General features: G+C 62.9%; 13 protein-coding genes. 6 read left to right on the top strand and 7 right to left on the bottom strand.

From position 1 onward, the window contains the following. Window position 1 precedes the first annotated feature (1 nt). Window positions 2-544, bottom strand: a complete 543-nt coding sequence (locus tag NKH13_RS02445; protein ID WP_352467572.1) for a sigma-70 family RNA polymerase sigma factor — start codon at window positions 542-544, stop codon at window positions 2-4. 202 nt (window positions 545-746) lie between these two features. Between NKH13_RS02445 and NKH13_RS02440 the strand changes: the two genes are divergently transcribed. From NKH13_RS02440 to NKH13_RS02430, 3 genes are all read left to right on the top strand, one after another. Next, window positions 747-1754 carry an iron ABC transporter substrate-binding protein gene (locus NKH13_RS02440; protein WP_352910787.1) on the top strand — a complete coding sequence of 336 codons (1008 nt, stop codon included), beginning with the start codon at window positions 747-749 and terminating at the stop codon, window positions 1752-1754. Between the two features lie 166 nt (window positions 1755-1920). Then, on the top strand, window positions 1921-3504 hold the full coding sequence (locus NKH13_RS02435; protein ID WP_352910387.1) for an ABC transporter permease: 1584 nt from the start codon (window positions 1921-1923) through the stop codon (window positions 3502-3504). After that, the gene (locus NKH13_RS02430; RefSeq protein ID WP_352910385.1) at window positions 3501-4583 is read left to right on the top strand and encodes an ABC transporter ATP-binding protein; all 1083 of its coding nucleotides are present in this window, start codon (window positions 3501-3503) and stop codon (window positions 4581-4583) included. The genes NKH13_RS02435 and NKH13_RS02430 overlap by 4 nt, the downstream gene beginning before the upstream one ends. A 36-nt stretch (window positions 4584-4619) precedes the next feature. On the opposite strand, the gene NKH13_RS02425 is transcribed toward NKH13_RS02430, so the two are convergent. From NKH13_RS02425 to NKH13_RS02405, 5 genes are all read right to left on the bottom strand, one after another. Continuing rightward, the gene (locus NKH13_RS02425) at window positions 4620-5441 is read right to left on the bottom strand and encodes a phosphodiesterase (RefSeq protein ID WP_352910382.1); all 822 of its coding nucleotides are present in this window, start codon (window positions 5439-5441) and stop codon (window positions 4620-4622) included. An 86-nt stretch (window positions 5442-5527) separates the two neighbouring features. Continuing rightward, window positions 5528-6628 (bottom strand): sn-glycerol-3-phosphate ABC transporter ATP-binding protein UgpC, encoded by a 1101-nt coding sequence (ugpC, locus tag NKH13_RS02420; protein ID WP_352910379.1) that lies wholly within the window; start codon window positions 6626-6628, stop codon window positions 5528-5530. Between the two features lie 31 nt (window positions 6629-6659). Further along, a complete protein-coding gene (locus NKH13_RS02415) occupies window positions 6660-7574 on the bottom strand; it encodes an ABC transporter permease subunit (protein ID WP_352910376.1) in 915 nt (304 codons plus the stop codon). A 7-nt stretch (window positions 7575-7581) separates the two neighbouring features. Then, window positions 7582-8466 (bottom strand): carbohydrate ABC transporter permease, encoded by an 885-nt coding sequence (locus tag NKH13_RS02410; RefSeq protein WP_352910373.1) that lies wholly within the window; start codon window positions 8464-8466, stop codon window positions 7582-7584. Between the two features lie 70 nt (window positions 8467-8536). Further along, a complete protein-coding gene (locus tag NKH13_RS02405) occupies window positions 8537-9889 on the bottom strand; it encodes an extracellular solute-binding protein (RefSeq protein WP_352910370.1) in 1353 nt (450 codons plus the stop codon). A gap of 332 nt (window positions 9890-10221) precedes the next feature. On the opposite strand from NKH13_RS02405, the gene NKH13_RS02400 reads away from it, so the two are divergent. Next, window positions 10222-12654, top strand: coding sequence for a bifunctional diguanylate cyclase/phosphodiesterase (locus tag NKH13_RS02400; protein WP_352910368.1), 2433 nt, complete (start codon window positions 10222-10224; stop codon window positions 12652-12654). Window positions 12655-12656: 2 nt separating this feature from the next. On the opposite strand, the gene tlpA is transcribed toward NKH13_RS02400, so the two are convergent. Further along, window positions 12657-13340, bottom strand: coding sequence for a thiol:disulfide interchange protein TlpA (tlpA, locus tag NKH13_RS02395; protein ID WP_352910367.1), 684 nt, complete (start codon window positions 13338-13340; stop codon window positions 12657-12659). Window positions 13341-13375: 35 nt separating this feature from the next. Between tlpA and argH the strand changes: the two genes are divergently transcribed. Both argH and NKH13_RS02385 read left to right on the top strand, forming a co-directional pair. After that, entirely contained in the window at window positions 13376-14776 is a 1401-nt protein-coding gene (gene argH / locus NKH13_RS02390) for an argininosuccinate lyase (protein WP_352910364.1), read from the top strand. 71 nt (window positions 14777-14847) lie between these two features. Continuing rightward, window positions 14848-15054, top strand: coding sequence for a hypothetical protein (locus NKH13_RS02385; RefSeq protein WP_023677931.1), 207 nt, complete (start codon window positions 14848-14850; stop codon window positions 15052-15054). The last annotated feature ends 15 nt before the right edge of the window (window positions 15055-15069 follow it).

The raw sequence follows: 15069 nt of genomic DNA, 5'->3' as shown, positions 1-15069 counted from the left end.
GTTATTCCCGCCCCGCCCTGAACCGTTTGGCAATGGCGGCAAGCCCGCGGTGCAGTGACACCCGCACAGCCGTCTCGCTGATGCCGAATTTGGCCGCGGTCTCACCGATTGACCGGCCTTCGACCGATACGGCCGAGACGACGGAACGCTGTGCCGGCGACAGGCTGTCAAGCGCCCGGTTGACGTCGCGCTCGCTCACCGTCTCCGATTCCGGCTCGGCAAAGGTCTCGGCGATTTCGTCGATCTCGACCTCGATCCGCCGGCCGCGCCGCCGGAACGCATCGATCAGCTTGAAGCGGGCTATTGCATAGACCCAAGGCAGCACCGGCGCATCACGGCGCCAGGTGTGTCGTTTCACATGAATGGCCAGCAAGGTTTCCTGCACGACATCCTCGGGATCCACCCCGCCCTGCACAATCTTGCGCCGGGCAAAGCCACGAACGAGCGCGGCGATCCGGTGCAGAAAGTCGGCATAGGCCCTTTCGTCTCCGGCGATCGCGGCCCGCAGCAGCCGTGAAAGCTCGGCTTCGTCCTTGCCGCTCACAAGAGTTCACTCCCCGATATTCGCGTCTCGGCGCTGATTTGTTACGGGGCCGGCGAAATAATGTCCAAGGCAAATTAGCTGAGCATCACGAAAGTTTGCTCCTTTTGAGCAATTGAGTGGGCCAGCAATGTTGACTGCACTAGTCAGGTATTGGTAGGTGCAGCTTGCAAAGCCAAAGACCATCGAAATCGAGGACGACGCCATGAAGTATGCTCTTTCCGCCCTTGCCGGTGCGACAGCACTTGCAATCAGCCTGATCGCCGGCCCGGCAATAGCAGAGGACGAGGGCATCGTCGTCTACAACGCCCAGCACGAAAACCTGACCAAGGCCTGGGCGGAGGGATTCACCAAGGAAACCGGCATCAAGGTCACCGTCCGCAATGGCGGCGACAGCGATTTCTCCAATCAGATCGTTGCGGAAGGCACCGCTTCGCCCGCCGACGTGTTCCTGACGGAGAATTCGCCGGCCATGGCGCTGGTCGAGACGGCCGGCCTGTTCGCACCGGTCGACACCGAGACACTGGCCCAGGTTCCGCCGGAGTACCAGCCGGCGAGCGGCAAATGGGTCGGCGTCGCCGCGCGCAGCACCGTCTTTGCCTACAACAAGACCAAGCTGACCGCCGACCAGCTGCCCAAATCGCTGCTCGATCTCGCCGATCCGAGCTGGAAGGGCCGTTGGGCCGCTTCGCCCTCCGGCGCCGATTTCCAGGCGATCGTCAGCGCGCTTTTGCAGCTCAAGGGTGAGGCAGCGACGGCCGAATGGCTGAAGGCGATGAAGGAGAATTTTACCGCCTATAAGGGCAACAGCACGGTGATGAAGGCTGTCAATGCCGGCGAGGTCGAAGGCGGCGTGATCTATCACTACTACTACTACGGCGATCAGGCCAAGACCGGCGAGAACAGCACGAATGTCGAGTTGCACTATTTCAAGCACCAGGACCCCGGCGCTTTCGTCTCGGTTTCCGGGGGTGGCGTGCTGGCCTCGAGCAAGCACCCGAAGGAAGCGCAGGCTTTCCTGAAATGGGTCACCGGCAAGGGCGGCCAGGACGTGCTGAAAACAGGCGATTCGTTCGAATACGCAGTCGGCAAGGGCGCCGAGTCCAATCCGAAGCTGGTGCCGCTGGCCGATCTGCAGGCGCCGAAAGTCGACGCGACGGCGCTGAACTCGAAAAAGGTGACCGACCTGATGACGGCGGCCGGCTTGCTTTAGCCGGCGTTCGTCCTAAAAGGGCAACCGACTGCGCTCCTGTGGGAATTCGCTTTCCGCGGGAGCGCTCTGCTTTCAAGATGGCATCTGTCCATGACCGCAAGCTGCTCGCCGCATTGGCCGACGATCGTTTCCGCCTCCGGGCGGAAACGGCACAACGTCTGATCTGATGCAGTCGGCGATCGATCTCGAACCTTCAGGCTTGCCGGCCGACACCACAGCCGTGCGGGCACGTCGTTGGTCGGTCTCATGGATTGCGTTGGCTGCCGTCTTTGTCTCGCTGTTTGCGCTGCTGCCGCTTGCCTTCATCGTCTGGGTGGCGATACAGACCGGCTGGGAAGCCGTGGCGGCGCTGGTGTTCAGGCCGCGCGTCGGCGAGCTTCTAGTCAACACCAGCCTGCTGGTGGTGCTGGCGGTACCGATCTCGATCGTGCTGTCGGTGGCGCTGGCCTGGCTGACCGAGCGCAGCGATCTGCCGGGTGCCCGCTTATGGGCCTGGCTGTCGGTGGCGCCGCTCGCCATTCCCGCCTTCGTCCACAGTTACGCCTGGATCACCATGGTGCCCAGACTGCACGGCCTGTGGGCCGGCGTGCTTGTGTCCGTCATCGCCTATTTCCCCTTCCTCTATCTGCCGGTGGCGGCAGCCTTGCGCCGACTCGATCCGGCTCTCGAGGATGCAGCGGCAGCGCTCGGGCTTGGCCCCTGGCGCGTGTTCAGGCGTGTCGTGCTGCCGCAGCTCCGGCTCGCCATTTGCGGCGGCTCCCTGCTGGTCGGCCTGCATCTCCTGGCCGAATACGGGCTCTATGTCTTCATCCGCTTCGACACCTTCACCACCGCGATCGTCGACCAGTTTCAGTCGACCTTCAACGGTCCCGCCGCCAACATGCTGGCCGGCGTGCTGGTGACCTGCTGCTTCGTGCTGCTCGGGCTGGAGGTGCTGGTGCGCGGCGAGGAGCGCTATGCCCGCGTCGGCTCGGGTGCTGCGCGCCACCAGCAGCGCACGAGCCTTGGGCGCGCCACCATTCCTTGCCTGCTGCTGCCCGCTGTTACCACGCTGCTGGCGCTCGGGGTGCCGTTCGTCACTATCGGTCGCTGGCTCATGGCCGGCGGCGCCGACGTCTGGCGGCTCGACGAGATCGGCCTGGCGCTTGGTCAGACACTGTTCCTGGCGATTGCCGGCGCGCTGCTCGCCACCGTCGCGGCAATGCCGATGGCGTGGATTTCGATCCGCGCGCCGGGGCGGCTGCAACGCGTCCTGGAGGGCTGCAACTATATCGTCGGCGCGTTGCCCGGCGTTGTCATCGCCCTGGCGCTGGTCACCATCGCCGTGCGTATCGCCATGCCGCTCTACCAGACCCTGTTCACCATCCTGGTCGCCTATGCGCTGATGTTCCTGCCGCGCGCCCTGATTAGCCTCAGGGCGTCAATTGCACAGGCGCCGGTCGAGCTCGAACGCGCCGCCTCCAGCCTCGGCCGGTCGCCGCTCAAGGCGCTGTGGTCGACGACCATCCGCCTGTCGGCGCCGGGTGCCGCGGCCGGCATGGCATTGGTCGCGCTGGGCATCATGAACGAGTTGACCGCAACCCAGATGCTGGCGCCCAACGGCACCCGCACGCTGGCCATGGCGTTCTGGTCCTATAGCGGCGAGATCGACTATGCGTCGGCGGCGCCTTATGCCCTAATCATGGTGGCGATGTCGCTGCCTTTGACCTGGCTGCTCTACGTCCAGTCGAAGCGGATGGCCGGGCGATGAGCTTTCTCGAGCTGAGCGGCATCCACAAGCACTACGGGCCCGTCGCAGCACTTGCCGGCGTCGACCTCAGCGTGGCCAGCGGCAGCCGTACGGCAATCGTCGGGCCGTCCGGCTGCGGCAAGACCACCTTGCTGCGGCTGATCGCCGGCTTCGAGGCGCCGGACCAGGGCCGCATCGTGCTCGATGGCGAGGTGCTGGCCGATGGCGAAACGGCCGTGCCGGCGCATCGCCGCGGCATCGGGCTGGTGGCGCAGGACGGCGCTCTATTCCCGCATCTGAGCATCGCCGCCAATATCGGCTTCGGCATGGGGCGTCACGAGGAAAAGCGCAGTGAGCGCATCGCCGAGCTCGCCTATGTCGTCGGGCTGGACAAAGGGATCCTGAAGCGCCGCCCGCACGAACTCTCCGGTGGCCAGCAGCAGCGCGTCGCGCTCGCCCGCGCCATGGCCATGAAGCCGCGGCTGATGCTGCTCGACGAGCCGTTCTCGGCGCTCGACACCGGCCTGCGCGCCTCGATGCGCAAGGCCGTGGCCGAGCTCCTTGAAACCGCCGGCATCACCACCATCCTGGTCACCCACGACCAGGCCGAGGCGCTGTCATTCGCCAGCCAGGTCGCGGTGATGCGCGACGGCAACTTCTCGCAGGTCGGCACGCCGCGCGAGCTCTATTTCAAGCCGAAGGACAGGATGGTCGCCGAGTTCCTCGGCGACGCCATCGTCCTGCCGGCAAGGATCGCCGATGGCTTCGCCATCTCGCCGCTCGGCCGCATCGCCGTCGACAGCTCGGTGCGGCGCGACGTCGCCCGCATCATGCTGCGGCCGGAGCAGGTGTTGCTGAAACGCACATCGCGTGAAGGCATGTCCGGCACGCCGGACATGCTGTTCGGCGAGGTGACGGAATCGGAGTTCGCCGGCTCGATGTGCACCATCGCGGTGCGTCTGTTGAACAGCCCCGATCCGCCCGACGCCGCCGCGATCGGCAACACGCCATTGATCCTGCGCAAGCCGGGCATGGATGCGCCGGCGATCGGCGAGATCGTCCGGCTGACCGTGTCGGGCAAGGCGCATGTGTTTGCCTGAACAGCCGCCCTGGCTCGCCCGGAAGGGCGCCGGCGATCAGGCGACGCGGGCAACCGGCGTGACGATCTCGCCCGTCGCCGGTGAATAGATGGGCCATCGCTCAAGGAAGTCGCAATTGTGAACGACAACCCATTGGTCAGTGGGGTCGATGAGGACGACTGCGTATGACGCGGGCGCTTGCTCGACCACTTCGTCCCCCACCAGATCGAGAACGAAGCGGGCGTGCAGGCCGCGTTGCGCGGTAAACGGGATACCGGCGACCGTGCCCGCAATGTCGCGGTGCACGTGCCCGAAGAAGATATGGCGAGCATTGCCATGGCGCTTGAGCACATCTAGGAACCGCCCAGGCTGCTCGAGGCCGAGAGGGTCGAGCAGTGCCAGGCCGAGCTCCACCGGCGGATGATGCAGAAATATATACGCCTGCCGGCCCGCCGCCTCGCTGAGCCGGGCATCGAGCCAGGCAAGCCTCTTTTCGCATAATTCGCCGGTGACGCGGCCTTCGGCCAGGCTGTCGAGGAAAAGCAGCGACGCTTCCGCCGTATCAAAGGCGGATTGCACGAAACCATTGTCGTCGATCGGGTTTTCGGGAAATGCCGCAACGAGGTTGGCGCGCCTGTCGTGATTTCCAGGCAGCAGGCGGAAGGGCACGGAAAGCCTGCTTAAGGCTGATTTGAGATCGGCATAGCTGTGAACTTCGCCGGTTTCAGTCAGGTCGCCGGTAAAGACGCAGAGGGCGGCATCGGCGTGACGGGCATTGATGTGGTCGATGCAGCTGGCGAGCCGTTCATGCAGGTTCGCGCCATAGCGGATCTCGCCCTTCCGACCGAGGTGGACATCGGTGACCTGCAGGATTTTCATTGCGTGACCTTTTCTTCGATATTCCACGGGATACAGTATTGCTGACGATCTGGAGCCGGCGGGAGCAAGCGGTGGACGGCTACAGATCAGTGTGCGGGGACCGGTACGGAAGCATTGAAGACATCAAGGCGGCTTCCGGTCTGGGACGAGAAAAAATGCATGTCTTCAGGCGAAAATTTCAGCCCGATGGGTGTGCCGGGCGCCGGGTGTACGGGCTCAGGTGTCGCCACGCAGAAGGACGCCCCGTCGAGATCCACATAGACGACGCGGCCGGCGCCCAGCTCCTCGACCAAGTCGACGGTGGCGTCGAGCGCGCCCGCCGTGCCGGGCGCAACGAGACGCACCGCCTCCGGTCGGATGCCCGCGGCGACCTGCGTGCCGACGGGCAGGCCGACCCGCGGAATGGCAAGACGCCGGCTGCCGCCGAGCAACGAAAGACCGTCGAGTTCGACCGAGCCTTCCAGCACGTTCATCGCCGGGGCACCGACGAAGGTCGCCACGAAGCGGCTGGCCGGGCGGCTGTAGACCTCGCCTGGCGTGCCGACCTGTTCGACCCGGCCGCCATTCATGACGATGAGCCGGTCGGCCAGCGTCATCGCCTCGACCTGGTCATGCGTGACGAACACGGACGTGGCGTTCAGCGGGCGATGCAGCTTGCGGATCTCCGAGCGCATCTGGACGCGCAGCTTGGCATCCAGATTGGAGAGCGGTTCGTCGAACAGAAAGACCTTCGGTTCGCGGATCATGGCGCGCCCCATGGCGACGCGCTGGCGCTGGCCGCCTGACAGTGCCGCCGGCTTGCGGTCGAGCAGCGGCTCGAGTTCCAGGATGCGAGCGACAGCGCGGATACGCTCGTTGCGCTCGGCAGCGAGAACGCCGGCCACTTTCAGCGAATAGCCGATATTCTGCGCCACGCTCATATGCGGATAGAGGGCATAGTTCTGGAACACCATCGCGCAGCCACGCTCGCGCGGTTCCAGCCGGTTGACGACAGTGCCATCAATCGCGATCTCGCCGCCGGAAATCTCCTCCAGTCCGGCGATCATCCTGAGCAGCGTGGACTTGCCGCAACCCGAGGGGCCGAGGATGACGACGAACTCACCCGACTGGATGTCGAGATCGACGCCGTGCACGACCTGTGATTTGCCGTAGCTTTTCCTGGCGTCGCGAATGGTGATGGAGGCCATCGGCCATTTCCTTCCTATAGCGGATAAAAAATTACTTCTCGGTGGCGATCAAGCCGCGCACGAACCAGCGCTGCATCGCCACGACGACGATCAGCGGCGGCAGCATGACGATCAGCGTGCCGGCCATTGCGATGTTCCACTCGGGAATGCCGCCGACATTCGGTATAAGCTGCTTGAGCTCGGTCACCGCCGTGGCATGCGATTGATCGGTGGTGACCAGCAGCGGCCAGAGATACTGGTTCCATGCCCACAGGAACATGATGGTTCCAAGCGCCGCCATATTGGTGCGCGACAGCGGCAAAAGAATATCGATGAAGAAGCGCAGCGCCCCGGCGCCGTCCATCCGGGCAGCCTCGGTCAACTCGTCGGGCACCGTGAGAAAGAACTGGCGGTAGAGGAAGGTGCCGGTGGCAGTCGCGATCAGCGGCAGGATGAGGCCGGTATAGGAGTTGAGCAGCCCGAAGCTCAATGACACCTGCACGCCCGATATAGTCTCGATCAGCCAACTGACGCCGGTGACGTCGAGTATCGCCTGATAGGGCGACAGCACATTGGCCGCCACCGCATAGGTCGGCACGATGCGCACTTCGAGCGGCAGCATCAGCGTGACGAAGATCAGCCAAAAGATGAAGGTGCGGCCAGGATAGCGGAAATAGACGATCGAGAAGGCAGTGAGCGCCGAGATGATGACCTTGCCGGCCGCAACGCCGGCGGCAAAGATGAAACTGTTGAGCAGCTTCGGACCGAGGTCTGCCGTCGTCCATGCCGTCTTGATGTTGGTCCAGAAGTCGCTGCCCGGCAGCAGCGACATCGGTACGTCGTTGACGTCCTTCAGATTATGCGACGAGGCGATCGCAACGATCACGAAGGGGGCGACGGCCAGCACAAAGCCGAGAAACAGGACGACATGCGTGATGAAATTGAGGATCGGAGTGCGCTCTACCATGGCCGCCTCATCGGTAATGCACACGCCGCTCGATGAAGCGGAACTGGAAGATCGTGAGCACGATGATGAGCAGCATCAGGATTATGCTCTGCGCGGCGGCACCCGAATAATCGAGGCCCCTGAAACCATCGGCATAGATCTTGTAGACCATCAGATTGGTCGCATTCGCCGGCCCGCCTGATGTCATGATGTCGACGATGCCGAACGAATCCTGGAAGCTTTCGGTGATGTTGATGACAAGCAGGAAGAAGATCGTCGGCGTGATCAGCGGAAACTGGATGTCGAAAAAGCGCCTGACGACGCTGGCGCCGTCCATGGCCGAGGCCTCGATCAGCGAGCGCGGGATGGCCTGGAAGGCAGCCAGGAAGAAGATGAAGTTGTAGCCGATATATTTCCAGGAAAAGGCGGCGATGATCGAAGCCATGGCGTCGGCGCCGTCGAGGCCCGGATCCCAGAACCCCTGCCACGCCTGATTGACGACGGCCATGAACCCGGCTTCGGGCGCCAGGATGAAACGAAAGGCGAGCGCCAGCGCCGGTGCGGCAATGCCGTACGGCCAGATCAATACCACTCGGTAGAAACGCGAGCCGGCCAGCTGCCGGTCGGTCAGGGCGGCGAGCACAAGCGCGACGACCATAGCAATGGCGGTGCTGATCGCGGCAAAGACAAGGCTGGCCGTGATCGATTTCCAGTAGTCCGCGCTGGACAGGATCGAGCGGAAATTGTCGAGCCCGACCCAGATGTTGCCGCCGCCCCAAGGCTGTTGCAGCGTCAGCGACCAGTACACGGCCTGGCCGGCCGGCCAATAGAAGAAGGTGAAGATCAACAGCAGCTGCGGCACCGCAAAAAGGATACCGACCGTCCATCTGCTGAAAGTAACGCGTTTTTCCATCAGCTGTTTTCCAGGATGTGAGACGGCCGGCCGCCGATCGTCGGCAGCCGGCCCTCATCGATCCTGCCGGTCAGGGAAGCGTCTTATTCGGATAGGTCTGCTGGAACCGGTCGAGTATGGCGTCGCCGTTCTTGACCAGCGTATCGATGCCGTCCTGGACGCTGACCTTGTTGGCAAAGATCGCCTGCATTTGGGTGCCGAACTCGGCCCGGATCTGGGTGAAGTTGCCAAGCCGGATACCGCGGGTGATGTCGGTCGGCTCGGAAGCAGTCAGGCTGGCAATCGCGGTCTCACGGCCCTTGTACGGCGCTTTGTCGTAGAAGCCGTTGGCCTTCATATAATCGAAGCCCGACTTCGTCACCGGAATGTAGCCGGTGTTGGTCGACCAGAACAGCGCCGTCTTGGGATCGTGGATGAAGTTGAGGAAGGCGGCAGCGCCCTTGTATTCCTCGTCTGACTTGCCGGAGAGAACCCAGAGCGAGGCGCCGCCGACCAGGGAATTCTTGCGTTCCGTACCGGCATAGACCGGCAGTTCGGCGACGTCCCAGTTCATGCCTTCCTTGTGCGTCTTGCCGACGGTGCCGTGGTCGCCGACCGAGGTCAGGATGAGCTGGCAGGTGCCGGACGCGAAGGCCTGGACCATGTCCTGGCCGAGATCCTTGGACTTGATCTTGATGAGACCGGCGTCATACCACTTCTTCAGGTCGCCGACATACTGGACGAACTTGGTCTTATTGACCTCGAGGCGGGCGTCGAGGCCGTCATAGCCGTTGTCCTTGGTTGCGATGGGCTGGTTGTGGATGGCCGAAAACTGCTCCATCAATTGCCAGCTTTCATTGGCGGAGATGTTGATCGCCATCGGGCAATCGTAGCCAGCGTCCTTCATCGCCTGGAGGTCGGTGCCAACCTCTTCCCAGGTCTTCGGCGCTTCGGTCTTGCCGATCTTGGCGAAGGCGTCCTTGTTCCAGTACATCAGCGCGGTCGACGAGTTGAACGGGAACGACAGCATCTCGCCCTTAGAGGTCGCGTAATAGCGTGCAATGCCGGGGAAATAGTCGCTGTAGTCGATTTTATAGCCGTTCTCTTCCATCAGCTTGTCGGCTGGCTTGGATGCGCCCGAAAGCATCATGGTGGCGGTGCCGACATCATAGACCTGAACGACGGCCGGCTGCTTGCCGGCACGGAACGCCGCGATGGTATTCTGCAGCGTGGCGTCGTAATTGCCCTGACTGGTGCAGACGACTTCATAGTCGGACTGCGATGCGTTGAAATTCTTGCACAGCGTATCGACGACCCGGGCGAGATCGCCCGAAAGGCCGAACCAGAAGTCGAATTTGACCGGCGCGGCGGCGGCGGGCAGCGCCAATGAAACGGTGCTTGCGCCGACGGCGAGAGCCGCCAAGCCGTTTTTGATCATCGACATGAATCTCATTCCCTATTGAGTGGCTTGTTGAAGGATCGTTGCGCAGGCTCCTTCGCCGTCTCTTAGAGAAAGTATGTGACAGTTCTGCTGTGCCTCGGGAGCGCTGTGGACAAGCGGGAACAGCGATACGGGGCAGCGATCTTGCCCTGATTTAGGCAGGCGCATCGGTGCGGCAGCCGAGGTCTAGCGCGGACCACACGGTACGAAGCAACTGCCTGGTTTTCCCCTGAAAAGGTCCGCCTCACCGCCCACGGGTTAACCATTCGTTAAAATCTCCAGGTGCTAATCGGTCACACCTCCCCTGTTAGTTTTGGCAGACCGAGTGAACCAGGATGCTGACGGTCTATAATTGTATCGTAAATCAGCACGACCTGAGACTGGTTGCACTTGCTGCACTCGTCTGTGGAATTTCTTGTTTCTCAGCAGTTAATCTCCTTAAGCATGTCGGCCGATCGACTGACCGAAACCGGCTTATCTGGCTGATGATCGCCGCGGCTTCGACCGGGTTCGGCATATGGGCGACGCATTTCATCGCCATGACCGCGTTTACGCCGGGAATACCGAACGCATACAATCCGGGATTATCCGCCTTTTCGCTTGCCGCCGCCGTCATCCTGACCGCGCTTGGGATGTGGGTCGCCACCTTGCGCCGCGGCATCGACCATTTCCTCGTCGGCGGCGCCATTCTGGGCGGCGCCATCGCGACGATGCACTACATCGGCATGGCGGCTTTCGAGGTCGAAGGCCGGGTCGTATGGAACCTGCTCCTTGTCGCGATATCGCTTCTGGCCGGCGTGACCCTTGCGGCACTGGCGCTCGTTGTCGTCTTGCGCCGCCCGTCAGCGCTCGCGACACTTGGCGGCGCCGCGCTTTTGACGCTGGCGATTTGCAGCTTGCATTTCATCGCGATGGCCGCGGTGTCGATCATTCCGGATTCCTCGATTGAAATATCGGCACATTCAATCGATCCCGTTTCCCAGGCCTTTGCCGCAGCGGTCGCCAGCCTGATAATCCTTGTGCTGTCGGGCACCGCCCTGTGGATCGACCTGCGCTTTCGCCGCCAGAAGCTCGAGGCCGATCGCATGCACGATCTCGCCAATGCGGCGGTGGAAGGTCTGATCGTTTGCGATGGCACCCGCATCGTCAGCGCCAATGACAGTATGGCGAAGCTGACCGGAACAGCGACAGCCACCCTCAACACGATGCAACTCGGCGAGCTTTTCGACGGACGGAGCGCAGCCGATATGTCCGGCTTCGGCGAACAGGCGCAGGAAGCAAAATTAAGGGCCATCGACGGCACGAGAATTCCTGTCGAGCTGATCGCCAGGAAGATCACCTACTGCGGCAGGCCTCATACGGTGCTTGCCGTTCGCGACATCCGTGAGCGCAAGAAGGCGGAAGAAGAGATCCTCCGCCTCGCGCATTTCGATCCACTTACCGGGCTTGCCAACCGGCGGAGCTTTTCTTCCCGGCTGGAAGCAGAATTCGCCTCGATGGATCGTGGCGGCAAGGATGGATATCTGGCGCTCCTGCTGCTTGACCTCGACCGGTTCAAGCAGGTCAACGACCTCTACGGCCACAGCGCCGGCGACGCCATGCTGCAGAAGCTGGCGCACTGCATTTCCGGCATTCCGCGCCAAGGCCAGTTGCTCGCGCGTCTCGGCGGCGACGAATTTGCCATCATAGCTCCGAACCTTCCTGACCCCCTGGCCGCAGGCCGCATAGCCGAGGACTTGCTAGCGGCGATCCGGGAGGAAAACAGGGTTTCGGTCGGCTCCGGCCTCGTCTCGGCCAGCATCGGCATCGCGTTCTTTCCGCTGGATGCCGAAGACCAGGCCGGCCTGATCAGCCATGCCGACACGGCACTCCATCGCGCCAAAACCGAAGGCAGGGACACTTACCGGTTTTTCGAGATAGCCATGGGCACCGCGGCCCGCGACAAGCGCGTGATGGAGCATGAATTGCGCCAGGCGATCGCCCGCAAGGAATTCCACCTCGTCTATCAGCCGCAGAAGGAGATCCGCGGCGGCAGGATGATCGGCTTCGAAGCCCTGGTCCGTTGGCAGCACCCTGAGAGGGGTGACATTTCTCCGGCCGTTTTCATCCCCGTGGCCGAGGACAGTGGCGCAATCGCGCAGATCGGCGACTGGGTGCTGACGACGGCTTGTAACGATGCTGTTCGCTGGACAAACCCGCTGATGGTCGCCGTCAACGTCTCCGCCGTGCAGCTTCACAATCCGAACTTCAGCCGCAAGGTGCACGACGCATTGTCGAGATCCGGCCTGGCCCCCGGCAGGCTCGAACTGGAGATCACCGAAACGGCCCTGGTGAAGGACATGCCGCGCGCGCTGGCAACCTTGAGGCAGGTCAAGGCGCTTGGCGTGCATGTGGCGATGGACGATTTTGGCACTGGCTATTCTTCGCTGTCCAACCTCAGCGCCTTTCCCTTCGACAAGATCAAGATCGACGGGTCGTTCATCAAATCGGTCGACAAGAACGCCCAGTTCGCGGCGATCGTTCGCGCCGTGCTGGGGCTTGGACGCGGTCTCGGTCTACCGGTCCTTGCGGAGGGCATCGAGACGCCGGGTGAATTGCAGTTCCTGGACGCCGAGGCTTGCGAGATCGGGCAGGGCTATTACCTCGGCAAACCGGCTCCGATCGAGACATTCGGCGAACTGACGGGCGTGGCCGCTCCGGCAATCCGCACCGCCAGCCGACGCGGCGCAAGCATTGCCGTGCTCAAGCCGCGCCTGCGCACGGTCTGATCCTATCCTGGCTGGAGCGCCGCCTCGACCAGATGCTTGGCATCCGGCCCCGACCATTCGGCTGGGCCGTTCATATGGGCGATCAGACAGCCTTGCCCGTCGATCAGCATGGTGACGGGCAGACCGAGCGCCAGGCCGCGCGTCTTGACGTCGTTGAACAGCGCCATGGTGGCATCGCGATAGTAGCCGAGCGACTTGACGCCGGTGTCCTCCAGGAACTTCTTCGGCTTGGCATCGTCACCGGCATCGACGTTGACGGCAACAACCTGAAACGCATCGCTGCCCATCTCCTTCTGCAGCGCATCGAGCGCCGGCATTTCGGCTCGGCAAGGTGCGCACCATGTCGCCCACAGATTGAGCAGCACCGTCTTGCCGGCATGATCGGCGATCGTCGTCGGCTTGCCGTAGGGGCCGTTGAAGGCAAGGCTTTTCAGCGATTGCGGCGGATCCGCCGGCAAAAGCGCGGCAACCTGGCCGGTAGCAGCGGCGGCGATCTTCTTGGCACGATCGGTCTTGGCGGCGCAGGCTACGTCGTCCTTGCCGCCGCCGGCGGCCACTTGCGCGGGCGCCTTGTTGCCAGAACTGCTTTCCCTGACATATACCGCGACCGCGCCGGCCAGCACGCCCGCAACCAAAGCGGCGAGGATGAGACGCAAAGCCGGGAAAAATCTATTGCCGTCTGCCATTTTTGAAAAACTGCTCCGGAGCACGGGTTATAGCGATGAACGACAAGAAGACCAGCAACCAGATGTGGGGCGGACGTTTTGCCTCGGGTCCGGCCGCAATCATGGAAGCGATCAACGCGTCGATCTCGTTCGACCGCAAACTCTATGCGCAAGATATTCGCGGCTCGATCGCCCATAGCCAGATGCTGGCGCAAACGGGCATTATTTCGGCGGCCGATCAAGAAAAAATCGCTCACGGGCTGAACACGATCCTGGCGGAGATCGAGGCCGGCACGTTCGAGTTCTCGACCAGGCTGGAAGACATCCACATGAATGTCGAGGCCCGCCTCGCCGATTTGATCGGCCCCGCCGCCGGCCGCCTGCACACCGCCCGCTCGCGCAACGACCAGGTGGCGGTCGACCTCAGGCTGTGGGTCAAGGACGAGTGCTTTCGCGTCGCCGAGGCGCTGAAGGGCCTGATTACGGCGTTCCTGGACCGGGCCGAGGAGCATGCGGCAACGGTCATGCCTGGCTTCACCCACATGCAGGCGGCGCAGCCGGTGACCTTCGGCCATCACTGCATGGCCTATGTCGAGATGTTTGCGCGCGACTTGTCTCGCGTCCGCGACGCGATCGAGCGGATGGATGAAAGCCCGCTCGGCGCTGCCGCCCTCGCCGGCACCAGCTTTCCCATCGACCGGCACCAGACGGCGAAGGCGCTTGGCTTCCGCGAGCCGATGCGCAATTCGCTCGACAGTGTTTCGGACCGCGATTTCGCGCTCGAGTTCCTGGGCGTAGCAGCGATCTGCGCGACGCATCTGTCGCGGCTGGCCGAAGAGATCATCATCTGGTCGACGCCGCAATTCGGCTTCGTCAGGCTGTCGGATAGTTTCTCGACGGGTTCGTCGATCATGCCGCAGAAGAAGAACCCCGACGCTGCCGAACTGGTGCGCGGCAAGACCGGCCGCGTCACCGGCCATCTGGTCGGGTTGCTGACGGTGATGAAGGGCATGCCGCTGACCTATGGCAAGGACATGCAGGAAGATAAGGAATCCGTCTTCGACGCGGCAGAGACGCTCGACCTGATGCTGGCGGCAATGACCGGCATGGTGCGCGACATGACGGTGAACACCGCCGCGATGAAAAAGGCGGCCGGCGCCGGCTATTCGACTGCGACCGACCTCGCCGACTGGCTGGTGCGCACGCTAGGCCTGCCGTTCCGCGAGGCGCACCATATCACTGGCCGGGCGGTGGCGCTGGCCGAGGACAAGAAGGTCGGGCTCGACAGGCTTTCGCTGGAGGATTTGCAGTCCATTTACCCCGGTATCAGCGCCGACGTGTTTTCGGTTCTCGCCGTGCAGAATTCTGTAAAGAGCCGCACAAGCTTCGGCGGCACCGCGCCGTCCGAGGTGCGCAAGCAGATCCGCTACTGGAAAAAGCGGCTCGCCAAGGCGTAAGACGCGGGGTGCAATGGCCGCAAAACTCGGCTAGAAGCGGCTGCGGGCAACAGTTTCGGACGGATGGCACGATGACCGGAAGCAGGATTTTGGTGACGCTGACGCTGCTGGCAGCAATGGCCACCGTTGCGGCTTGCGGCAGGAAGGCTGCGCTCGATACGCCCTACGCGGCAGCCGTGCAGGCTCGCAAGGACGCCGAGAAGGCCAAGCAACCTTTGCCGCCGGAGCCGGAAAAACCTGTCGAGGACAAGAAATTCATCCTCGACCCGCTGCTCTGATTTTCGGACCAATCT

Source organism: Mesorhizobium sp. M1348, from assembly GCF_040317925.1.
Classification (GTDB): Bacteria; Pseudomonadota; Alphaproteobacteria; order Rhizobiales; family Rhizobiaceae; genus Mesorhizobium.
Note: the sequence above shows the minus strand (reverse complement) of the source record. Positions and strands in the feature narration are given on the sequence as shown.